Annotated in this window: 18 protein-coding genes; 6 read left to right on the top strand and 12 right to left on the bottom strand. The window is 70.6% G+C overall.

Annotated features, from left to right (window positions below; translation table 11 throughout):
- Nucleotides 1-56 precede the first annotated feature (56 nt).
- The 3 genes from DGO_RS03160 (at nt 57) to DGO_RS03170 (ending at nt 2,480) form a co-directional block, all read left to right on the top strand.
- Nucleotides 57-1,025 carry an ABC transporter substrate-binding protein gene (locus DGO_RS03160; protein WP_043800832.1) on the top strand — a complete coding sequence of 323 codons (969 nt, stop codon included), beginning with the start codon at nt 57-59 and terminating at the stop codon, nt 1,023-1,025.
- A gap of 37 nt (nt 1,026-1,062) precedes the next feature.
- Nucleotides 1,063-1,533, top strand: a complete 471-nt coding sequence (locus DGO_RS03165; protein ID WP_043803022.1) for a nuclear transport factor 2 family protein — start codon at nt 1,063-1,065, stop codon at nt 1,531-1,533.
- Between the two features lie 254 nt (nt 1,534-1,787).
- Nucleotides 1,788-2,480, top strand: a complete 693-nt coding sequence (locus DGO_RS03170) for an MBL fold metallo-hydrolase (protein WP_014684041.1) — start codon at nt 1,788-1,790, stop codon at nt 2,478-2,480.
- A 45-nt stretch (nt 2,481-2,525) separates the two neighbouring features.
- On the opposite strand, the gene DGO_RS03175 is transcribed toward DGO_RS03170, so the two are convergent.
- The 9 genes from DGO_RS03175 to DGO_RS03215 all read right to left on the bottom strand — a co-directional run bounded on the left by DGO_RS03175 (nt 2,526) and on the right by DGO_RS03215 (nt 12,726).
- Entirely contained in the window at nt 2,526-3,287 is a 762-nt protein-coding gene (locus tag DGO_RS03175) for a PucR family transcriptional regulator (protein ID WP_083847188.1), read from the bottom strand.
- A gap of 2 nt (nt 3,288-3,289) precedes the next feature.
- Complete coding sequence (locus tag DGO_RS03180; protein ID WP_014684043.1) at nt 3,290-4,546, bottom strand: hydantoinase/carbamoylase family amidase; 1,257 nt, start codon at nt 4,544-4,546, stop codon at nt 3,290-3,292.
- A gap of 13 nt (nt 4,547-4,559) precedes the next feature.
- Complete coding sequence (locus tag DGO_RS03185; RefSeq protein WP_014684044.1) at nt 4,560-5,630, bottom strand: ABC transporter substrate-binding protein; 1,071 nt, start codon at nt 5,628-5,630, stop codon at nt 4,560-4,562.
- A 46-nt stretch (nt 5,631-5,676) separates the two neighbouring features.
- Entirely contained in the window at nt 5,677-6,648 is a 972-nt protein-coding gene (locus DGO_RS03190) for an ABC transporter permease (protein WP_226991429.1), read from the bottom strand.
- On the bottom strand, nt 6,630-7,499 hold the full coding sequence (locus DGO_RS03195) for an ABC transporter permease (protein ID WP_043800835.1): 870 nt from the start codon (nt 7,497-7,499) through the stop codon (nt 6,630-6,632). The genes DGO_RS03190 and DGO_RS03195 overlap by 19 nt, the downstream gene beginning before the upstream one ends.
- Entirely contained in the window at nt 7,496-8,311 is an 816-nt protein-coding gene (locus DGO_RS03200) for an ABC transporter ATP-binding protein (RefSeq protein ID WP_043800837.1), read from the bottom strand. The genes DGO_RS03195 and DGO_RS03200 overlap by 4 nt, the downstream gene beginning before the upstream one ends.
- Nucleotides 8,312-8,397: 86 nt before the next feature.
- Nucleotides 8,398-9,762 carry a dihydropyrimidinase gene (hydA, locus tag DGO_RS03205; protein ID WP_043800840.1) on the bottom strand — a complete coding sequence of 455 codons (1,365 nt, stop codon included), beginning with the start codon at nt 9,760-9,762 and terminating at the stop codon, nt 8,398-8,400.
- Between the two features lie 137 nt (nt 9,763-9,899).
- Nucleotides 9,900-11,279 (bottom strand): NAD-dependent dihydropyrimidine dehydrogenase subunit PreA, encoded by a 1,380-nt coding sequence (gene preA, locus DGO_RS03210; protein WP_014684049.1) that lies wholly within the window; start codon nt 11,277-11,279, stop codon nt 9,900-9,902.
- A complete protein-coding gene (locus tag DGO_RS03215; RefSeq protein WP_014684050.1) occupies nt 11,272-12,726 on the bottom strand; it encodes an NAD(P)-dependent oxidoreductase in 1,455 nt (484 codons plus the stop codon). The genes preA and DGO_RS03215 overlap by 8 nt, the downstream gene beginning before the upstream one ends.
- 568 nt (nt 12,727-13,294) lie before the next feature.
- Between DGO_RS03215 and DGO_RS20930 the strand changes: the two genes are divergently transcribed.
- Together DGO_RS20930 and DGO_RS03230 are read left to right on the top strand one after the other, a co-directional pair.
- On the top strand, nt 13,295-15,511 hold the full coding sequence (locus tag DGO_RS20930) for a PAS domain-containing sensor histidine kinase (protein WP_014684051.1): 2,217 nt from the start codon (nt 13,295-13,297) through the stop codon (nt 15,509-15,511).
- A gap of 117 nt (nt 15,512-15,628) precedes the next feature.
- Nucleotides 15,629-16,297 (top strand): hypothetical protein, encoded by a 669-nt coding sequence (locus DGO_RS03230; RefSeq protein WP_014684052.1) that lies wholly within the window; start codon nt 15,629-15,631, stop codon nt 16,295-16,297.
- A gap of 57 nt (nt 16,298-16,354) precedes the next feature.
- On the opposite strand, the gene DGO_RS03235 is transcribed toward DGO_RS03230, so the two are convergent.
- Nucleotides 16,355-16,924, bottom strand: a complete 570-nt coding sequence (locus DGO_RS03235) for an NADPH-dependent FMN reductase (protein ID WP_014684053.1) — start codon at nt 16,922-16,924, stop codon at nt 16,355-16,357.
- Between the two features lie 199 nt (nt 16,925-17,123).
- Between DGO_RS03235 and DGO_RS20935 the strand changes: the two genes are divergently transcribed.
- Nucleotides 17,124-20,867: a beta strand repeat-containing protein gene (locus tag DGO_RS20935; protein WP_014684054.1), complete on the top strand. Its 3,744-nt coding sequence runs from the start codon at nt 17,124-17,126 to the stop codon at nt 20,865-20,867.
- A gap of 58 nt (nt 20,868-20,925) precedes the next feature.
- Here DGO_RS20935 and DGO_RS03245 read toward each other — a convergent pair whose 3' ends face one another.
- Nucleotides 20,926-21,351: a four-helix bundle copper-binding protein gene (locus DGO_RS03245; protein WP_043800843.1), complete on the bottom strand. Its 426-nt coding sequence runs from the start codon at nt 21,349-21,351 to the stop codon at nt 20,926-20,928.
- Between the two features lie 164 nt (nt 21,352-21,515).
- Nucleotides 21,516-22,535 carry a universal stress protein gene (locus DGO_RS03250; protein ID WP_014684056.1) on the bottom strand — a complete coding sequence of 340 codons (1,020 nt, stop codon included), beginning with the start codon at nt 22,533-22,535 and terminating at the stop codon, nt 21,516-21,518.
- Nucleotides 22,536-22,580: the final 45 nt, after the last annotated feature.

The raw sequence follows: 22,580 nt of genomic DNA on the forward strand, positions 1-22,580 counted from the left end.
GAGTATTCCACTCGGAATACTTGAATATAAATACTGTGGTCGCTTACACTCCGCGCATGTCTCTGCGCTCCGTCCGCCGAATCCGCCCGTTTCTCTGTGCCGCCCTGTTCGGAACTGCTGCCCTGGCCGGGGCCCAGAGCGCCACACCGGCCTGCGCGGGTCAGCTCGTGCGCGACGTGACGGGCCAGGTCTGCATTCCCAAAGCGCCCAAGCGCATCGTGACCATCGAGTGGACCTACAGCGAGAACCTGCTCGCCCTGGGTATTCAACCGGTCGGTATGGCGGACATCAAGGGCTTCAAGGCGTACGTCAAGACCCCGACCCCCATCGCCGCCAGCGTCAAGGACGTGGGGGAACGGGGGCAGGTGAGTCTGGAGGTCATCGCGGCCCTCAAACCCGACCTGATCATCAACCAGTCGGGCGACTACAGCCAGCGCGACCAGCTCGCCAGGATCGCCCCCACGCTGGTCTTCAACCCCTACCCCTCGGCCGCCACCCCCCAGACCGCCTATCAGGAAATGCGCCAGACCTTCGCGCTGATGGGCCGCATCACCGGGCGCAGCGCGCAGGCGACGCGCGTGCTGGCGCAGCTCGACGCCGAGCAGGCCGCCGCCCGGCGCACCCTGACCGCTGCCGGGCGTGCGGGGCAGACCTTCGTGCTCTCGCAGGGCTACACCTACAACACGCCGACGATGCGGCTGTTCGGCACACGTTCGCTGGCGAGCGAAATTCTGGAGCGGACCGGGCTGCGCAACGCCTACCGGCCAGACAAGGCCTCCGACTACGGGTTCGATACCCTGTCCCTCGAAGGCCTCACGACCCTCAAGACCCAGAACTTCTTCGCCATCGCGCCCGAGGACGACAATGTGTTCACGGCGTCCGGCAACCGCGCGGTCTGGAACAACCTCGACTTCGTCAAACAGGGCCGCGGCTATTCCCTCGACCCCGCCACCTGGGTCTTCGGCGGGCCGTACAGCGCGCAGGTGCTCATCCGGCAGGTCGTGGACGTGATGACCGGAAAGTGAGTTGACCCTGTGGGCCAGCCCGGAGCACAGTGGCTCCATGACCGCCCCCCGGCCACCCCTGCCTCCCTTCACTCCCGAAACGGCCATGCGTAAGGTCCGTATGGCCGAGGATGCCTGGAACACCCGTGATCCCGAGCGGGTGGCGCTGGCCTACACCGAGGACAGCCGCTGGCGCAACCGCTCGGAATTCCTGCAGGGTCGGCCCGCCATCGTGGCGTTCCTGACCCGCAAATGGGAGCGGGAACAGGACTACCGCCTCGTCAAGGAACTGTGGGCCTGCACTGGCGAACAGATCGCCGTACGCTTCCAGTACGAGTTCCATGACGGGCAGGGCCAGTGGTTCCGCGCTTACGGCAACGAGCAGTGGGCCTTCAGCGCCGAGGGGCTGATGTACCGGCGCGAAGCGTCCATCAACGACGTGGCGATTTCGGAGGCCGAGCGGCGTTTCCACTGGCCTGCCGGACCGCGCCCAGAGGACCATCCTGGCCTCGGCGACCTGGGGCTGTGACGGCGGGACGACCGGGCCTTACACCTGTTGCCTTGCGGTCTGGAGAGCGTGGCCTTCTGAAATCGCGCCGTACCTCAATCCCTGCGCCGCGGCGGTGCCCGACACCGGACGCGAGACCTCCACAGGAGTCCATATGACCCCACTGACCTTCGTCGCGAAACTGGAGGCCAGGCCTGGCCGGGAGCAGGAAGTCTACGCCGCGCACCGTGAGCTGCGGGACATCTTCCAGGGTGAAAAGGTCGGGGCGTAGACCCATGAACATCACCTTCTATGCGCACGCCAGCTTCCGTTTCGAGGCGGACGGCCTGGCGGTGGTGACCGATCCCTACACGCCCGGGCCCAAGCCGGGGTCGGGCTTCGGCCCCATCGACGAAGCGGCCGATCTCGTCATCATGAGTTCCTCGACCGACCGCTTCCACTCGGACCCCAGCCATGTGAGGGGGAGCCCGGCAGTGGTAGACGCCTTGGACGTGGGACCGGAAGGCCTGACCGTGAAAGGCGTCGAGATCCGGGCCTTTCCGGCGATGGAGAGCCTGACCTACGATTTCCAGGGCCAGCACGGCCGCGATCCCGACGCCAACGCGCTGTACCTGTTCCGGTTGGGGGGGCTGCGGGTGCTGCATCTGGGCGACACGGGCAACCCGGTGGCCCCCGAACATCTGGAGGCGCTGCGGGGCCAAGTGGACATCCTGCTCGCGCTGGCCGGGGCACACGCGACCATCGCCCTGGACGACCTCGACGCGGCCATCGCGGCCATCGGCCCGCGCGTGGTCATTCCCATGCACTATTTCAGCCCGCGCGGCTGGCTCCGGATCGAACCCGTCGAGACCTTCGTGTCGCGCTACCCGGCCGAGGCGGTCACGCGCGTCGGGGGGCCGACGCTGGAGCTCACGCCCGAGACGCTGCCCGAGCAACTGCATATCTATGTCCTCGAGCAGTCCCGCTGAGAAAGCCGGAACCACCAGGAGGAAACCCGGCGTAGCGGAATTCCCTCAGCGGTCCGGCGGCTGGGCCGCTGAGGGGGCCGGGGCAGTGCGCGCCTCGCCCGCCTCGCTGCGGTGCAGTTCGAGGGCGAGGTGCAGGGCCAGCTGCCGCTGGTGGCCGCTGAAATCGCCCAGCATGCCCCGCAGCTGTTCCATGCGGTAATACACCGTCTGTCGGCGCACGCCCAGTCGCCGCGCCGACTCGGCCACGTTGAAGTTGGTGTGCAGCAGGGCCTCCAGCGTGCCCAGCAGCGAGGCGCGCGGCCGGGCGGGCAGGGCCAGCAGCGGCGAGAGCTGCGCCTCCAAGAAGGCCACGCTGCGCCCCGTCTCTGCCAGGGCGTCGAGCAGGGGCGCCAGCGACGGCTCGGCCCCGCGTGTGGGCGGCGCGAGGATACGGGCGTGCGCCGCGCGGGTGAGCTGCGCGAAGCTGACCTCCTGCCGGAACACCACGAGCGGGAAGTGGTACAGCCGCGCCGCCCCCAGCACGGCGGGCGGGATGTCGGGCAGGTCGCGCACGAGTTCGAGGACCAGCCCGTGCGCGCCGCCCTCGGCCAGCGAGCGCAGATACCGCTCCTGCTCGGGGGCGGGCGCCGCCGCCAGCGCCGTGCCGGTGCTGATGAGCAGCTCGCCCCCCGACAGGAAGCGCGCCGCGTCCAGCACCTCGCTGACATGCGTCCAGGTCACCGGCTGGTCCAGCCCCGCGTGTCCGCACAGCACCTCCGCCCCCGCGAAGGCGGGCAGGGTGAGCAGTTCGCGCAGGGTGGGGGGCACGCCTAGCGCTCTTGCACCCAGGCCATCGCCCGGGTGGTCAGGCGGTCGAGGGCCTGCACGCTCAGGGCGATGTGGTCCTCGCGCGTGTCCTCGATCTTGTTGTGCGAGATGCCCCGCAGGCTCTGCACGAACAGCATCACGGTGGGCACCCCGGCGCGGGCCACCTCGGCGGCGTCGTGCAGCGGGCCGCTGGGCAGGCGGTGGGTGGCGGGCGTCACTTCCAGAATGCTCGCCTCGGCGGCGTCGATCAGCTCGGGGTGAAAGGGAATCGGCTCGATGTTCCACAGATACCCGAAGTCCACCGTGCAGCCTCCCTCCTCGGCAAAGCGGCGGGCGGCGTCCTGGGCGTCCTGCCACATCGCCGCGAGCTTCCCGGCGTCCAGGTGGCGCTGATCGAGGGTGAGTTCGCAGGTCTCGACCACGCTGGTCACGATGCCCGGCCAGGTCTTGACGCTGCCGACCGTACACACGCCGCCGTGGCGCTCGGCAATCGCGTAGATCTCCTGCCCGAACCTCCCGGCGGCCAGGAAGGCGTCGCGGCGCACGTTCATGGGCGTGCTGCCGCTGTGGGCCGCCTGTCCCCGGAAGGTCAGGGTGTGGCGCTCGACCCCCACCGTCCCCAGCACCGCGCCCAGCGGCAGGCCCAGGCCCTCCAGCACCGGCCCCTGCTCGATGTGCAGTTCGAGGTAGGCGGCGGCCTTCGCCAGTTCGGCGCGGGCCTGCGGGGCGTCCTCCAGCGTCACGCCGACCTCTCGCAGCGCGTCGCCCAGGGCCACGCCGTCCCGGTCGCGCAGCTTGGCCAGCTCGGTCACGTCGAAAAACCCGCTCGCCGCGCTCGATCCGTACAGGCTGCGCCCGAAGCGCGCGCCCTCCTCGTCGGCCCAGTCCACCAGCCGCAGGGTGACGGGCGGGCGGCCCCCGTACTGCGCCGAGACGCGCCGCAGCACCTCCAGGCCCGCCAGCACGTTCAGGCAGCCGTCGAGCCAGCCGCCGCCCGGCACGCTGTCGAGGTGCCCGCCGATGAGCAGTTCGCGCTCGGAATCGCCCCGCAGCGTCGCCCACAGGTTCCCGGCGGCGTCCTGGTGGACCTCGGCCGGCAGTTCGGCCAGCCTGTCCTTCAGAAATTGCCGGGCCGCCAGCCAGCGCGGGGTGAAGGCGACGCGCTGCGCACCGTTCTCGTCGCCGGTCAGGGCGCGCAGGTCCTTCAGCTCGGCCAGCGTGCGCGCCGGGTCCACGGCGGGGGAGGGGAGGGCCGTCATCTCGCCGGGCACCTCACTTCTTCCCGGTCGCGGCCTGCCATACGCGGTAGTCCACGGCGGCGGCAGGCGGGTCGCTCTTGAGGATGCCCAGTGATTTGAGCAGGGTCACGTTGGCCTTGTAGGTCGCGGGGTCGAGGTAGCCGGCGCGGCCCTGGAGGGTCGGCCCGGCGTTGTAGAGCTTGGCAACCTCAGCCATCTGCCAGGTCTGGTGGGCCTGGGCGCTGCTGCGCGTGCCCGACCCCTTGCAGGTGTTGCCGCAGTTGACGAGCACGATGCCCACCGCTTCCCGCTGGTTGCGCACGGCGTAGTTCCAGCCCTTGATGGTGGCGCGCACCAGCCGCGCGGCGACCTCGCGCCCGCTCAGGCCGCTGCCCTTGAAGTTGGTCGCGTTCAGGGTGCGCTCGGTCGAGAACATCAGGTCTTCGAGGAGGTTGATGCCGTAGTCGGAAGTCTGGAACACCTGCAACTTGTCGAGCGGATAGCCCAGCCCCACGATCTGGTCGAGTTCGTTGTAGGTCATGGCCGAGACGAGGTCCACCTTGCCCGGAAAGACGATGCTGGGGTCGAAGGGGTACGTCACCGCCTGCACGCTGGGGTTACTGACCGTGCTGTCGAGGCTGGTGGTCAGGCCGTATTTCTTCATCAGGGCGACGGCCGGGTATTCGTTGCCGCTGGGCCACACGCCCACCCGCTTGCCCTTGAAATCGGCCGGGGCCTTGATGCCGGAGGTCTTGAGCGACACCAGGGTGTAGCCGCTCTTCTGGAACAGCTGCGCGATGTGCACGACCGGAATACCCTGCTGGCGCGCGGTGAGCAGGTCGGTAATCCAGGTGGTGCCGAAGTCGGCCGCGCCGGTCGCCACCGTCTGGATGGGCGACTGGTCCCCGATGGGCAGCAGCTGCACGTCCAGGCCCTCGGCCTTGTAGAAGCCCTTGGCCTGCGCCACGAAAAAGCCCGCGAACTGCGCCTGCGGAAACCACTTGAGCTGGAGCTTGACGGGCACGGTCTTCGCGGCGGCCTGGGCCTGGGCGGCGGGAGCGAGGGCGAGCAGCAGCAGGGAGGAGAGCAGCGCGGCGTTCTTCATGGTGCAACCTCCAGAAAAGAGGAGTGGAAGGTCGGGAGCAGGAGGATCAGAGGCGGCGGGCCGGAACGAAGCGCCGTTCGAGCGCGCCCATGAGCAGGTACGAGGCCACCCCCAGCACCGAGGCGACCACGATGGCGGCCCACACGATGTCGAGGCCGAAGCGCCCCACCTCGATCTGGATGCGGAAGCCCAGCCCGCTGCCCTCGGTGCCGAAGAACTCGGCCACGATGGCGTTGATGAGGGCCAGGGTGACGCTCAGGCGCAGGGCGACGAACACGAAGGGCAGGGCGGCGGGCCAGCGCGCGACCCGGAAGGTCTGGGCCGGCGTGGCCGCGTAGGAGTGCAGCAGGTCGAGGTGGTGGGCCGAGGCGCTGTGCAGGCCGCGCACGGTACTGAGCAGCACCGGAAACAGCACCGTGATCGCCACGACCGCCGTCTTGGACGGCCAGCCCAGGCCGATGGCCTTCACCACGACCGGCGCGAGCGCCACGATGGGCACGCTGGAGAGCAGCGCCGTGTAGGGCAGCAGCCCCCGCTCCAGAAAGCGGAAGCGCACGGCCAGCAGCCCCAGCCCCAGCCCTGCCAGCGCGCCCAGCACGAAGCCCAGCAGCGCCTCGTACACGAAGGTGGTCAGGGCGTCGCGCAGCAGCACCGTGCGGGCCGCCCACAGCGCCGCACCCACCCGGCTGGGCGTGGGAATGAGACCGGGGGGCACCGCGTAGGCGCGCAGCAGCGCCTCGGCGGCCAGCAGCGCGAGCAGCAGCGCCCCGGCGGCGGGCAGCGTACGCGCCATCCGGCCCTCGCCCTGCGCCGCGCCCCGCAGCCCGGCCGCACCGACCAGCAGCAGTGCCAGCGTGCCCAGCAGCCAGGGTCCGGGCGTTCCCGGAGCCTCGCCCCGGGCCAGCGCGAGGCACAGCCCCAGCAGCCCCAGCGCCGCGAGCAGCAGCAGGCCGGCGCCCAGGCCGGGGCCGCGCCGCGCGCCCGCCGGGGCCGCCAGGGTCAGCGGGCGGGTCGCCACCGCGTCACCACCCGTTCGAGCGCGCCGATCAGGGCCACCAGCCCGATGCCCAGCGCCGCGCCGTACACCATGATCACCCACAGGGCGACCGTGTCCGAGGCGCGCGAGTTCTCGGCGAGCATCTTGCCCAGGCCGGAAAAGGAGATGGTGCTGATCTCGGCCACGATGCTGCCGACGAGCGCCGCCGTCGCCGCCACCTTGAGCGCCGTGAACAGGTACGGCAGGCTGGCGGGCAGCCGCAGTTGCCAGAACACCTGCCACGCCGAGGCCCGGTAGGTGCGCATGAGGTCGAGTTGCAGGGCGTCGGGGCTACGCAGCCCCTGGGCCGCCCCCACCGCCACCGGAAAGAAAGCGATGTACGCGGCGATGATGGCCTTGGGCAGGAATCCCTGCACCCCGTACTGCCCCAGAATGACCGCGAGCATGGGTGCGATGGCCACGATGGGCACCGTCTGCGAGGCGACCAGCCAGGGCAGCGTGGCCCGCTCGAAGCTGCGGCTGAAGACCAGCAGCGTCGCCAGCCCCAGGCCCAGCACGCTCGCCAGCGCCAGCCCCAGCAGCGTCTCGCTACCCGTGACCAGGGCGTTGTACGGCGCGCTGGTGGGCGCGAGCGGCGGCGTGCTCAGGGTCCGGAAGCCGGCCGCGAACTGCCCCGGCGCGGGCAGCACCGGGTTACGCAGCACCGTCGCGCACTGCCACGCCGTGCCGCAGCCCAGGTCCGCCCCGCTGCGCAGCGCCTCGTCGGCCACGCCCCGGTTGGCCACGAGCATGACCGGCCAGTACAGCACCAGGGCCAGCGCGGCGACCGCCAACATGGGCAGCAGGGGAGAGGAGGTGCGCGGGGCGCTCACGCGTGTCCCCGCCGCAGCAGTTCGCGGACCTCGGTCGCCGCCGCGAAGAAGCGGGGGTCCTCGCGCGTGTCGTCGCCGCGCGGGTGGGGCAGGTCGATGGGCACGATCCCCTCGATCTTGCCGGGGCGGGCCGTCATGACGACCACGCGGCTGCTCAGGAACACGGCCTCGGAAATCGAGTGGGTCACGAAGACCACCGTCTTGCCCGTCTCGCGCCACAGCCGCAGCAGTTCGAGGTTCAGCATCTCGCGCGTGATCTCGTCGAGCGCCCCGAAGGGCTCGTCCATGAACAGCAGCGGCGGGTCGAAGGCCAGCGCCCGCGCGATGCTCACGCGCTGCTGCATGCCGCCCGAGAGCTGCCAGGGGTACGACCGCTCGAACTTCTCCAGCCCCACGAGCCGCAGCATCTCGCGCGCCCGCGCCTTGCGGTCGCCCGGCACGTTCATGACCTCCAGCGGCAGCAGCACGTTGCTCAGGACATTGCGCCACTCCATCAGCGCCGGGGCCTGGAACACGTAGCCGTAGGCCCGGCGCCGCCGCGCGGCCTCCGGCGACTCGCCGCCGACCGTCAGCTCGCCCCCGGTCGGCCGGATGAGGTCGGCCATCAGCCGCAGCAGCGTGGTCTTGCCGCAGCCCGACGGCCCGATGAGCGAGATGAACTCGCCCGGCGCGATGTCGAGGTCGGCCCCCTGGAGCGCCACCGTCTGCCCCCCCGGCACCGGAAACACCATGCCGAGGTTGCGCGCCGACACGATGGGTGCGGCGGGGGAGAGGGGAGGCGGGGCCGTGGACGGGGATACGGTATGCGTCACTGAAGTCTCCAGGAAGGTGGGAAGTGGTGAGGAGAGGCAGCGGGAGCGATATCGAGGGCGGTGGTGTTCCCACTCCCCACCCCCACTTACCTGCGGAGCAACTGCCCCCGCCCCGGCGTCCCCACGAACTCGCCGCCGCGCACCGCCACCTCGCCGCGCACGGTGACGACCTCGGGGCGGCCGTCGATCTCGACCCCCTCGAAACCGCTGTAGTCGTTGTTCATGTGCGAGGTCGCCGCCGAAATCTGGCCCCGGTAGGCCGGGTCGTAGACCACCAGATCGGCGTCGCTGCCCACGGCCACCGTGCCCTTGCGCGGGTATAGCCCGAAAATCTGCGCGCTGCGGGTGCTCGCGGCGTCCACGAAACGCTCCAGCCCCAGGTCGCCCCGGCTGACGCCGTAGGTGTACAGCAGATTCACCCGGTCCTCAATGGCCGGAATGCCGTTCGGGATGCGGGTGAAGTCGCCGTCGCCCATGTGCTTCTGCGCCACGTCGAAGGGGCAGTGGTCGGTCGCCACCGTGTCGATCTCGCCCGCCTTCAGGGCCGCCCACAGCCGTTCCTGGTTGGCCTGGTCACGCAGTGGCGGCGACATCACGTATTTGGCCCCCTCCACGCCGGGGCGCTCGGCGTAGGTCTTGTCCAGCGTCAGGTGCGGGATGACCACCTCCACGCTCAGGTCCACACCCCGCGCCCGCGCGTCCAGGGCGGCGTCGAGCGCGCGGGCGTTGCTCAGGTGCACCACGTACCCTTTTGCCCCCGTCATCTCGACGAAGGTGGCGAAGTGCGCGGTGCCCTCGGCCTCCACGCTCTCGGGGCGGCTGGGCTCGTGCCACTCGGGGCCGGTCTTGCCCTCGGCCAGGAGTTTCTGCTGCAATTCGGCCACCAGATCGGCGTTCTCGCAGTGGGCCGTGACGACCACGCCCAGTTCGGCGGCCAGCCGGCACACCCCGTACAGCGCGTGGTCGTCGATCCCGAAGGCCCCCTTATACGCCAGGAACACCTTGAAGGAGGTCATGCCCTCCGCGACCAGCCGGCGCAGCGCGGCCTCGGTCCCGTCGTCCCAGCGCGTCACGCCGAGGTGAAAGGTGTAGTCGCAGGCGCTCTGGCCCGCCGCCATGCCCGTCCAGGTCTGCCAGCCGTCCTCCAGCGCCTCGCTGCCCGCCGGGGCCAGCATCTCGATATAGGTGGTCGTGCCGCCGATCAGGGCCGCCTGCGAGCCGGTCGCGTGCGTGTCCTTGGCGAAGGTGCCCATGAACGGCAGGTGGATGTGGACGTGCGGGTCGATGAAGCCGGGAAACACGTACTTGCCGCTGGCGTCGATGACCTGCGCGCCTTCGGGCACGGGCAGGTGCTCGCCGATCTGGGCGATCTGTTCGCCCTCGACGAGGATGTCGGCCTTGTATCGCCGGCCGTCGGAGACGATTTCGCCGTTCTGGATGAGGAGGGTCACGGGTCAGGACTCCTATGTGGATCGCCGTTGAGTCTCAGATCAACCGAGCGGAGCGGGTGGCGAAGAGAGGATGTCGGAGCCGAAATGGAGAGAGTTCGGCGCTTTCCCGGAAACTCGCGATGAGAGCTGCGACATCCTCAGTGGATCTCGAAGCCGTTCTCGGCCCGGAAGGCTTCCATTGCACCCCACTGCTGGGTCACGGCAGGCTGCTGGGCGCTGAGCTGGTCCCAGGTGACATGCGGGCGGTGGCTCGGCACGCTGACCATCTCGATGCAGCCGTCCACCGGGCACACGTTGGCGCACAGCGCGCAGCCCACGCAGTCCGACTCGCGGATGACCGGGCGCGGGCGGCCCACGCTGACCTCCTTGCCGCCCGCGCGCAGGTCGTAGCCGGGGTCCACCCGCACGCCCGCCGGATCGTGCAGGTCGATGCACTGGTGGGCCGTGTCGTTGCAGGCCACGTAGCAGAGGTTGCACCCGATGCACTTGTCGGCGTGGATGCGCGCCACCGCCTGATACCCCAGGTCGAGCTGCCCGAAGGTGCTCACCTGCGGCACCGCGCGGCCCGCCACGTCGTCGATGCTCGCAAAGCCCTTGTCGTCCATCCAGTTGCTCAGGCCGTCGATCATGTCCTCGACGATGCGGTAGCCGTAGTGCATGGCCGCCGTACACACCTGCACCGAGGTCGCGCCCAGCAGCAGGAATTCGGCGGCGTCGCGCCAGGTCTGGATGCCGCCCATGCCGCAGATGGGCACGCCGCTGCGGCGCACGTCCTCGTCAGTCACGAGTTCGGAGAGCAGGTTCAGGGCGATGGGCTTGACCGCCGGCCCCGCGTAGCCCCCGTGCGTGCCGCGCCCGCCGATGCTGGGCGTGATCTGGAGGGTGTCGAGGTCGACTTTCATGATCGAGTTGATGGTGTTGATGAGCGACAGAGCGTTGGCCCCGCCCGCCAGGGCCGCGTGCGCCGGCTCGGTGATCCGGGTGATGTTCGGCGTGAGCTTCACGATGACCGGCAGCCGGGTGACGCTGGTGACCCAGTGGGTGTTCAGCTCGCACATCTCGGGGACCTGCCCCACCGCCGCGCCCATGCCGCGCTCACTCATGCCCTGGGGGCAGCCGTAGTTCAGCTCGATGCCGTCGGCGCCGGTGTCCTCGATCATCATCACGATGTCGCGCCAGGCCTTGGGGTCGGCGTCCACCATCGCCGAGACGATCACGGCGCGGTCGGGCCACATCCGCTTGACCTCGGCGATCTCGCGCAGGTTGACTTCCAGCGGGCGGTCGGAGATGAGTTCGACATTGTTGATGGCCAGCAGGCGCTGCCCGCCCAGCGACAGGCCGCTGTAGCGGTTGGAGATGTTCAGGACCGGCGCGCCGATGGTCTTCCAGACCGCGCCGCCCCAGCCGTACTCGAAGGCGCGGTGGATCTGCGCGCCCGAGTTGGTGGGCGGCGCCGAGGCCAGCCAGAAGGGATTGGGCGCGCGGATGCCCGCGAAATTCACGCTCAGGTCAGCCATGGGTGGTCTCCGGGATACCCGTCTGGGGATGGTGGGCCTGGGCATAGAGCGGCAGGTGCCGGACCTCGGTGGGTACCTCGGGCTTCAGGGTCACGTCGGCCTTATGTCCCAGCGCGGCGCTGATGCTCACCGCCGCGATCTTGCCGTCCTGCACGGCCATCACGGTGCTGGCGCTGCCGCGCACGCGCACGCAGTCGCCGCCCGCCCACACGCGGTCCAGGCTGGTGCGCAGGTTCCCGTCCACGGCGATGTACCCGCCGTCCAGCCCCAGCCCCAGCTCGGCGGCCAGCGCGGGCTTTTCCTGCCCGATGGCCTTGACCACCGCGTCGCAGGGCAGCACGAACTCGCTGCCGGGCACGGCCTCGGGGCGCGGGCGGCCGGAGGCGTCGGCGGCCCCCAGCGCCATCTTCACGCAGCGCAGGCCCGTAACCCCTCCCTGCCCGTCCAGCTCGACCCCGACCGGCTGTGTCAGGAAGGCGAAGCCGATGCCCTCGTGCAGCGCGAATTCGTACTCGTGGCGGTAGGCGGTCATCTCGGCCTCGGTGCGGCGGTACACCATCACGACCTCGGCCCCGGCGCGGCGGGCCATCGTCGCGGCGTCGATGGCGGTGTTGCCCGCCCCGATCACGGCCACGCGGCGCGCGGGCGGCAGGTCCTGGGGCCGCAGCTTGGCCGTCTCGATGAACTCTAGGCCGTCGAGGACCGCCTCCTCGCCGGGAATGCCCATCGCGGGCACGGCCCCCAGGCCCAGGCCCAGGAATACGGCGTCGTGGTCCGCGAGCAGTCCGCTCAGGTCCGCGCGGGTCCGCAGTTCGTACCCGGTACGCACCTCGGCGCCCAGGGCACGGACCATCTCCACCTCGCGCTGGGCCACCTCGACCGGCTCGCGCAGCGAGATGATGCCGTAGGTCGAGAGGCCACCGGCCAGCTCGCGCTTTTCGAGCAGTGTCACCGCGTGCCCGGCCTTCGCCAGTTCGGCGGCGGCGCTGATCCCGGCCGGGCCGCTGCCGACCACCGCCACGCGCCGCCCGGTCGCCGGAGCAGGGGTAAACAGCGACAGGCCGCGCTCCTGCACGTGGTCCACGGCGTGGCGTTGCAGCCGCCCGATCTGGATGGGCTTGTGGTCGGCCCCCAGGACGCAGGCCCCCTCGCACAGCTCCTGCACCGGGCACACGCGGGCGCAGGTACCGCCCAGAAAGTTGCTCTCCAGGATGGTGCGCGCCGATCCGCGCAGGTTCCCGGTGCCGATCTTGCGGATGAAGGTCGGGATGTCGATGTGGGTCGGGCAGGCCTGCATGCACGGCGCGTCGTAGCAGTACAGGCAGCGGTTGGCCTCGACACTGGCCTCGTGCGCGGTCATGGGAGGCAGCAGTTCCTGCCAGGCGCTGCCGGTCGGGGAAAGGTCGGGGGCCGGAGAAGAAGCCTGCGGAGAGCCGGGCTGCGTCATGAAGGAACCTCGTCAGGGCGTGAAGTCAGGCGCGGAGGTCGAAGGCCCGGTTCAACCCTCACGGGAGCTGCTTTAACCGTTATGCATAATCTTGAGGGAGATAGATCGGTCCTGTCAATCGCCTATCTAGCCCAAAGATGCGCTGAGACGTCGGTTTTCTATCAAATCCATTTGGTAGAAAAATTGGACAGTCTGTCAAAAGAGAATATTGATGCAAAAAGACGCATATAAATACTCTCTATGTTTTCCGATCATGTCTTGTAACCTCATCCAGGCGCGGCAAAGGTGGGGGTGGAGATCATGACCAAAATGCATATTTCTGAATCATTCCTCAACGTTTTGCGAGATTGGCCGATCGAAGGCCCTAAAAAGGCCCTAATTTCTGTCAGAAGTCCAAAAATTTTTTGACAAAACGCAGGATGGGGCGGTGTCGAGACAGAACGCCACGGCCCAGGCGGTTGAAGGGGTTGATGGTCCAGTCTATCCCTCGCCGGACCTGGGTCGGCCGGGCATAGGCGCGTGCCGGGCGCGGCTTTCCAGAGCGGTGTGCCTCACGGTATCTTCAGCTATGTCCGACGTGGCCGCCCTGAAGGAGCAACATCGCCTGAGCGAACAGCTCCACGGCGTGCTGCACCGTCTGGGCGACTCGCAGCAGCCCCGGCTGGCCTGGGCGGAACTGCTGGAGGCGGCGGCGCAGGAATTCGCCCCCGACTTCGCCGAGGTCTGGGAGGTCGGCGAGCACGGGCTGCGGCCGATGGGGGCCACGGGCACCCTGCCGGGCGGGGCGGCCCGTCCGCCGGTAGAGTGGCCCCAGGCGCAGCAGGCGGCCTACCTGCTCGGTCTGTGCCGGACCCCCGAACAGCTGGGCGGCGAGCGGACGGACCGGGTCCTGTGGCCGCTGTGCCTGGACGGCGCGCCGCTGGGGCTGCTGCACCTGCAATTCGCGCAGGAGCGCTTCGTGTCGGCGGCCCAGCAGCGGTTTCTGGACAAGCTGACCCTGTACGGCGCGGCCACCCTGGGTCACCTGCTGGCCCGGCAGCGCGAGCGCGCGGTCTTCGCGGAGATGCAGCAGAGCGAGGAGCGGTCGCGCCGACTGCTTCAGGAAAGTCCGGTGCCGATCCTGAGCGGCACGCTCGGCGGCGGCCTGACTGGGGCCAACGACGCCGCGCTGCGCCTGCTCGGCTACGGGCGCGAGGAGTTCGTGCGCCGCGTTCCCGACTGGAACAGCCTGCTGGCCCCCGGACAGATGGACACCGCGCGGGAGGCCTTCGGGCAGGCGCTGCGCACTGGGCGGTCGGACCCGGTCGAGAAGGAGCTGCTCACGAGCGGCGGCGAGCGCATTCCGGTCGAGGCCTTTCTGGTCCGGGACGGTGAGGGCGAGGCGGGCGGCCTGGTGGGCTACCTGCGGGACCTGCGCTCCGAGCGGACCTTCCGCCGGCTGTGGACGAGCCGGGCCTCCAGCCTCCAGTCCCAGGTGGACCAGGGGCAGAGCGCCCTGGCCCGCCAGGCCGAGGAACTGCGCCAGAAGAACCTGGAGCTGGAGGCCCGGACCCGCGTGCTGGAGGGTTTCGCCGAGCTGACGCGGCACCTGACGCTGCACACCGATCCCTACCGGCTTATCGGCCGCGCGCAGGAGTTCACCCGCTCGCTGCTGCCCCAGACCTTCGCGCTGTACTACGAACCCGAAGACGGGCTGTGGCGCGTGCGCTCGCAGGTGGGCGACACGGGCAGCCCCGCGCTTCAGGAGGTACTGGACACCGGGCTGCCCTACCACAGCAGCGCCTATCTGCTCGTGCCCTGGCAGACCCGCCGGCCCTACTACACCGACGAGTACACCCTGGAAACCGATCCGGCCCTGTCGGACCACCTGACGCCGCAGGAGCTGCCGATCCAGACGGTCGCCACCCTGCCGGTGCTCGTCCACGGCGAGGTGCGCGGCGTGTTCGCGCTGGGCCTGAACGTCGCCCAGTCCTGGACCCGTGTGGACCGGGTCATCGTCGAGAGCGTGGTCCACAACCTCGGGCTGGCGCTGGAGCGCGCCGAGCAGGCCCAGGCCCTGCAACAGCGCACGCGCGAACTGGAGCGCAGCAACGCCGAACTCGAACAGTTCGCCTTCGTCGCCAGCCATGACCTCCAGGAGCCGCTGCGCAGCGTGTCGAGCTTCGCGCAGCTGCTCGCCCTGCGCTACGGCGACAACGGCGATCCGCGCGTGGCCCGCTACGTTTCCTACATCACCGAGGGCACCGAGCGGATGCGTCTGCTGATCGACGATCTCCTGACCTTTTCGCGTATCGGCAGCCGGCCCCGGCCCTTCGTGGCCGTCCGGCTGGCGACGCAGGCCGAGCAGGTGAGCCGCGATCTCGTCGGCCGGGTAGAGGACCAGGGCGGTTCGCTGACGATCGGGGCGCTGCCGCAGGTGCAGGGGGACCCCGCGCAGTTGCGGCTGGTCCTCGCCCACCTGCTGGACAACGCCCTGAAATTCAGGTCGCCCCAGCGCCCTCCCCAGGTCGAGGTGTCGGCGCGGCGGCTGGGGCAATGGGTGCAGGTGACCGTACAGGACAACGGCATCGGTATCGACGAGCGGCACTACGAGCAGGTGTTCACCATCTTCCAGCGCCTGCACAGCCGCGAGCAGTACGCCGGCAACGGCATCGGCCTGCCGCTCGTCCGCAAGATCGTGGAGCGTCACGGCGGGCAGGTGTCGCTCGACTCGGTGCCGGGGCAGGGCACCCGCGTCGTGTTCACGCTGCGCGCCGCGACCGACGATCCCAGCGGGGACGACTGAGCCGCCCGCGCCGGGCCGAGCCGCAACGGCGCTGCAACGCCCCTCTGCCTAGCTTGGCCCTGTGCCCGTATGTCCGGCGTGCCCCGAGCGGGCCGCCACGTGCCCAGGAGGCCTGCCATGAACGTGAGTGCCCGTCCGTCCCGGTTCCCGACCCGTCTGCGCCGCGCCCTCGCCCTGAGTCTGCTGCCGTCGGTGGCCCTCGCTGCGCCCACCACGCTGGTGCTGGGGGGGCAGCCGGTCACGCTGAACACCACCGTGATCGGCGGGGTCACGTATGTCCGGCTCACGGACCTCAAGGCGGCCCTCACGGCGCAGGGCGGGGCCAACGCCAAGGCCAGTGTCGAAGGCTGCGTGAACGAGTGGCTCTTCAACGGGATCGAGCGGCTGCGTGTCACGAAGGTCCGCCCGGTGCAGGACCGCTACTACGGTGACGGCTGGGGCGTGACGGTCGAGCTCAGGAACGGCGCGCAGGAAACGCTGACGCTGGACCACGCCGGCGTCGCGTACAACGGAGCGGTCAGTCTGGCTTTCGCCGACGGCGACAGCTGGAGCAAGAGCTGGCGCGAGGGCTGGCAGGACAAGACCTACGCCCGGCTGCAACAGGGCACCGGTACCGTCTACGAGTTTCAGATTTTTCCCGAAAGCCGGATGGAGGCGGCCGCCGTCGCCGCCTCCGCGCCCCAGAAGTTCCTGCTGGAAGTCGGCGCGAAGAACCCCGACCACGTCAAGGCCAACTTCAGCGTGTCCGACCCGAGTTTCCGCGTGGACCTGACCTGCCGGAAGTAGGCCGGAAGGAGGGGGGCCAGCCACGCGGACGTGCTGCCCCCCTGAGCCCTGCGAAGCTCAGGCCTCGCGGGCGGTCTTGAGGGCCCTGGCCCACCAGTTCAGCTCGTCGAGCATGGCCTGCACGCCCGGCTGGAGGTGCGCCATGTCCTCGAGGGCCGCGCCCTGCTGCCACGCCCCGAAGAAGTCCGCGCCCTGGATGTGAACGCCGGTCCGGGTCGGGGCCATCTGCAACTCGACCGCGATCTGCCGGAGCTGTTCGATGGCCCGCGCCGCGCCCACCGAGCCGTAGCCCACGAAGGCGGCGGGCTTCTTGTTCCACTCGGGATAGGCGTAGTCCAGGGCGTTTTTCAGGACGGCGGTCGGGGCGTGGTTGTACTCGGCCGTCAGGAAGATATAGCCGTCGAATTCCGCGACCTTGTGCTGCCAGCGCACCGCGACCTCGTTCTGCGACGGAGCGTAGGCGTTCGAGGCGACCTCGTCGAAGAAGGGCAGGGGAAAGTCGCGCAGGTCCACGAACTCGTAGTCGGCGTCGCTGCGCTGCGAGACGATGCCGCGCAGCCAGTCGGCCGGCTTGTCGGCGAAACGGGCAGCGCGCGTGCTGCCGATGATGACCGCAATCTTGACCATGAAGTTCCTCCGAGGAGCAGGGATGGGCCGGCGCGGCAGCGGACCCGCCGCGCCGGCGTCACGCTAGCACGGGGCCGGACGCGGCCCGCCGGGCAGACCGTTTCCTGACAGGCGGCGGCGCATCATGAAGTTCCGGTAAACACTTCTTGAGCATCCTGTGGCCGGTCTGCCCCCCTTCCCCCGTTCAGGAGACGTTCCCATGACCCAGCCGTCCCGCCGCCGTTTCGCCGCCCTGCCCGCGCTGCTGCTCCCTGCCCTGCTGCTGGGGGCCTGCGGCCAGGACCCCTCGCCGGCCGGCGCCGCGCCGCCCGCCGCCGCCGCGCCCGCACCGCAGACGCCCCCCGCGAGGGCGCTGGGCCAGGTGTACGAGCTGCGGTTCCAGAACGTGGGCGCGCAGGGCCAGCCGACCTCCAGCCTGACGCTGGTGGGTGGAGGCCGGGTGTCCGGCGACCTGGGCGCGCAGGCCCTGACCGACGTGGGAGACGGGCAACTGGGCTTCGCGCTCGTCGCCACCGACACCTTCTCGGTGGGGGGCGTGCGGCACCTGCGGGCGGTCTACCGCGTGACGAACAACACCGGCCGGGCGCTCGAACACCTGACCTTCGTGCCGGTGAACACCGACGAGGACGGCGACCCCGCCACCGTCACCTCCTCGGCCCCGACGGTGGGGGCCACCTACTTCAAGGGCCTGACGACCTACGGCGGCACCGACGCCTCGGGCCGGGCGACCGCCCTGAGCGCCGTGACCGGCAAGACCCTGAGTGCGGCGCAGGGCGCGGCCGTCACCGACCCCGAGGCGACGCCTTACACGGCGCTGGACACCTCGCCCCTCACCCCCAGCGCGCCCTCCGGCCTGGTCATTGCCGGGCGGGCGGGTGCGGGCTGGCGCCTGCCCACGGCCCTCGCGGCGGGGGCCAGCGCCAACCTGACCTTCGCGGTGGACCTCCAGAGCGACACGCCCCAGACCGACCCCTTCAACTTCAGCGTGGTGGTGGCGGCGGGTGACGACGTGAACACGGCCCCCACCATCGCCCCGGCGGCGACCAGCACCCCGCGCCTGAGCCTGGGCGCGGGAACGGCGACCGTGAGCGGCGTGCTGGGCGATCCCACCGACCCGGCGAGCACGGCGGGCCTGGGCTTCACTGTAGGTGACCGCGAATCGGCGGCGGGCGACCTGAGCGTCACGGCAGTCAGCAGTGACCCCGGCGTGGCCACCGCCACGCTGTCGGGCAGCGGCGCCGACCGGACCCTGAAGATCGTGCCGCAGGGCGTGGGCAAGGCGACGGTCACCGTGACGGTATCGGACGGCGCGCTGAGCAGCCGCTATGTCGTGGACTACGCGGCCAGCAAGGCGTCGGGCACGCCCGCGACCTCGCGCTTCCACACCGGCGAGAGCAACGCATCGAGCGCCCAGGCCCTGGACGCCGACACGATGCTCGTGGCCGACGACGAGTTCAATGCCCTGCGCCTGTACTCGCGCAGCCAGTCGGGCCTGCCGCTGGCCAGTTTCGATTTCAGCAGCCAGCTCAGCCTGCCCGACGCCGCCAACCCCGAACTCGACCTGGAAGCCAGCACCCGCAGCGGCGACCGCCTGTACTGGTTGGGGTCGCACAGCAACAGCCGCACCGGCAAGGTGCGCGCCAACCGCTACCGCCTGTTCGCCACCGACCTGAGCGGCAGCGGCGCCGGCGCCACCCTGAGCTTCGTGGGCCACTACGACAACCTGCGCGCGGACCTGATCGCCTGGGACAATGCGGGCGGGCACGGCCTGGGGGCAAAGTATCTGGGCCTGGACGCCAGCGCGGCGACCGGCGTGGTGCCGGAGGCCGAGGACGGTTCGGGCTTCAACATCGAGGGCCTGAGCTTCGCGCCGGGCAGCGCGACGACCGCCCTGCTGGGTTTCCGCGCCCCGAACGAGCCGGCCACCGCGCGCCGGGCCGCCTTGATCGTGCCCGTGACCAATTTCACGGCCCTGGTGACGGGAACGGCCACGAAGGCGACCTTTGACCCGCCGGTGCTGCTCGACCTCGGGGGGCGCGGCGTCCGCGAGCTGAAGTGCAACGCCAGCGGCTGCCTGATCCTGGCCGGCCCGGCGAGCGGCGGCGGCAACTTCGCGCTGTATACCTGGAGCGGCGACCGCGCCGACCCCGCGCAGTTCCGGGGTGACCTCTCGGCCCTCGCGGCCGACAGCGACGGCAGCCTGGAGAGCCTGGTGGACCTGCCCGGCGGCGGCCTGACCACCCCGGCGGCCGACGGCGGCAGCGTACAGGTGCTCTCCGACAACGGCGACACGGTCTATGCCGGCGACGGCGTGATCGCCAAGGACGCCCCCGCGCTGTGGCAGAAGTTCCGTAGCGACGTGGTGACCCTCGGCGCGGCCCAGACCTGCACGGTGAACGGTGTGACGGTCTCGCCGGCCTCGGCCAGCGTGGCGGTCGGCGCGCAGACCACCTTCACCGCCGCCGTGAGCACCTCGCCCGCTGGCTGCCCCGTCACGGTGACCTACGCCAGCACCGACACCAGTGTCGCCACCGTGAACCCCACGACTGGTGTGGCGACCGGGGTGGCCCAGGGGACCGCCGGCATCACGGCGACGGCCAGCGCGGGCTACGGCAGCGCCCCCGTGAGCAGCTCTCCGGCCACGCTGAATGTCAATGCCGCCCCCGACTACAGCCTGAGCCTGGGCAACCCCAGTCCGGCGACCTTCACGGCGAGCGCGGGAGGCGGCGCGTCGGCGGCCCTCACGCTGAAGGCCAGCGGGGGGTACAGCGGCGCCCCCACCTTCACCGTCGCCAGCAGCCCGGCCGGGGTGACCGGCAGCGTCAGCGGTTCGGGCGGCGCCTTCACGGTCAATCTGAGCGTGCCCGCCGGCCTCGCACCGGGCAGCTACAGCCTGAGCGTGACCGGCACGGACGGCGCCCTGAGCCGCACCTCCAACGCCGTGACGGTGACGGTCGCGGCGGCCACGGCACCGAACGTGGTCGTCTACCGCGTGGGGGACGGCAGCGCGGCCCTGAGCAGCGTGGGTACCGCCGTATTCCTCGATACCTTCAAGACCGACACGGGCGCCCTGCTCAGGACCCTGGCGATGCCCACGGCCACCAGTGGCACCAACCGCGCCCTGGTCGCCAGCGGTTCGGCCACCTCCGAGGGACTGCTCACGCGCTCGGCCGACGGAAGATATCTGCTCGTGCCGGGCTACGGCGCGGCGGTCGGCACGGCGAGCGTCGCGGGCACGGCCGCCACGGCGGTCCCACGCGTGGTCGGGCGGGTGGACGCGGCGGGTACGGTGGACACGACCACGGCCCTGACGGACGCGGCCAACAGCAACAACATCCGCAGTGCGGCGAGCCCGGACGGCAGCGCCCTGTACGTCTCGGGCGGCGCGGGCGGCGTGCGGTTCGCCCCACTGGGGGGGACGACCAGCACGCAGCTCAGTACCACCGTCACCAACCTGCGGCAGGTGAACGTGTTCGGGGGGCAGCTCTACGTCTCGACCGGCAGCGGTAGCGCCGTGCGTCTGGGCACGGTCGGCAGCGGCGCGCCCACCGCCCCGGGCCAGACCATCACCAACCTGCCGGGCCTGCCGACCTCGGGGAGTCCCTTCGCCTTCTACTTCACCAAACTGGGCACGGGCAGCGCCGCCGTGGACACCGTCTATATCGCCGACGATGCGGCGAACACGGGTATCCAGAAGTACAGCTTCGACGGCAGTATGTGGACAGCCCGGGGCGCGGTCGGCAGTGCGAGCGACCAGCTGCGTGGCCTGACCGGCGTGACCAGCGGCGGCAGCGTGACCCTGTTCGCCACCTCCGAAAAGAAACTGCTCAGCCTCACCGATGCCAGCGGCTTCGGCGGCACGCTGAGCGGAACACCGACGACCCTGGCGACGGCGGGCACCAACACCGCTTTCCGGGGCGTGGCGCTGGCCCCGCAGAACTGAGGGCAGGAGGCATAGGAGGGGAGGGACCGCGTTCGTCCCTCCCCTCTCCTGTCGGCCGTCAGGCAGCCAGGGTGTCCAGCAGGGCCTGACAGGCCGCCTCGCAACGGTGGCAGACCTCGGCGCACACGGCGCAGTGGGCATGGTGCCCGGCGTGTTTCCGGCATTCGTCGCCGCAGGCCCTGCAGGCGGCGAGGCAGGCCTGGAGCTGGGCACGCACGACCTCGGCGCGCGACTCGGTCTGGCGCGTCAGGACCCGCCCGGTCGCCACGCAGATGTCGGCGCAGTCGAGGTCGAGGCGGATACAGGGCACCATCATCTGGAGGTCGGCTTCGGCGAGGCAGGCGTCGGCGCAGGACGTGCAGACCTGGGCACACTCGGCACAGGCGGCGACGCAGTCCAGCAGCGTCTGCGCATCGCCGGTCCGGTCGGCGTGGGGGTGGGTCTGGAGCATCCGGGTCAGGGCCGGAAGGTGGTCGGTCGTCATGGGCATCTCCTGCGGGGCGGTGAAAGGCGGAAAGGGAAGGGCAGACCTCCCCAGCGTGCGTTTCCGCGCCGGGTCCCGGTGAAGAAAGCCGGTCGGGTCGCCTTCGCGCAACCTTGAGGCGAGCTTCAGGCGTGGGGGCCCGGCGCGGCGTCGGGGCGTCCGGATCAGTCCCGGCTGATGACGTAGACGTCCACGTTGCGTGTCTCGCGCAGCACGGTCTTGATGATGTCGCCGCGCAGGAATTCGGTGAGGCGCGAGCGGCTCGTCTCGCCCATGACGACCTGCGTCGCGTGGATCTCCTGCACGAAGCGCACGAGGACCGGCGCCACGCTGCCCTGGGCGTCGAGGACATGAAACTGCCCGCCCAGCGCCGCCGTGATGGCCCGGAAGGTGCCCAGCATCCGCGACTGCTCGGCGCTCAGGCGCGCGGGCCGGATGGTCACGACATGCAGCTCGCCGTGCAGTCGCTCGGCCAGCTGCCCGCCCCGGCGGATCAGGCGGCTGCCCGTCTCCTCGGCGGCGATGGCGACCACGACCCGCTCCTGTACGCCGGGCTGGCCCTCGGGGGCGTCCATCTCGACCGCGTTGGCGACCTGTCGCAGCGCGATCTCGCGCAGGGCCGTGAGGTTGGCGACCGTAAAGAAGTTGGTCAGCGACTGCTCGATCTTCTCGGGGCCGTAGATGTGCCCGGCCCGCAGCCGCGCCCGGAGGTCGTCGGGCGGCAGGTCCACGAACACGAGTTCGTCGGCGCCGTGCAGCACCGCGTCGGGCAATCTCTCGCGTACACGCACCCCGGTCAGGCGGGCCACCGTGTCGTTCAGCGATTCGAGGTGCTGCACGTTCACGGTCGAGAGCACGTCTATGCCGGCGTCGAGCAGCGTCTCCACATCCTGCCAGCGTTTCTCGCGCGGGCTGCCGGGCGCGTTGGTGTGGGCCAGTTCGTCCACGAGGACCACGCCGGGGCGCCGGGCGATCAGGCCGTCCACGTCCAGCTCGCCCAGGGTCACGCCGCCGTGCGCGAGGACGCGGCGCGGAAAGACCGGCAGGCCCTCGGCGGCCTGCACCGTGCCCCGCCGCCCGTGCGTCTCCAGCACGCCGATCAGGGCGTCCTCGCCGCGCTCCAGGCGCTCGCGCAGTTCGTTCAGGGCGCGGGTGGTCTTGCCCACCCCCGCCGCCATGCCCACGAAGATCTTGTAGACGCCGCGCGTGCGCCGCGCCTCGCCTCCGGG

The sequence above is a fragment of the Deinococcus gobiensis I-0 genome (assembly GCF_000252445.1).
GTDB classification, from domain to species: Bacteria; Deinococcota; Deinococci; order Deinococcales; family Deinococcaceae; genus Deinococcus; species Deinococcus gobiensis.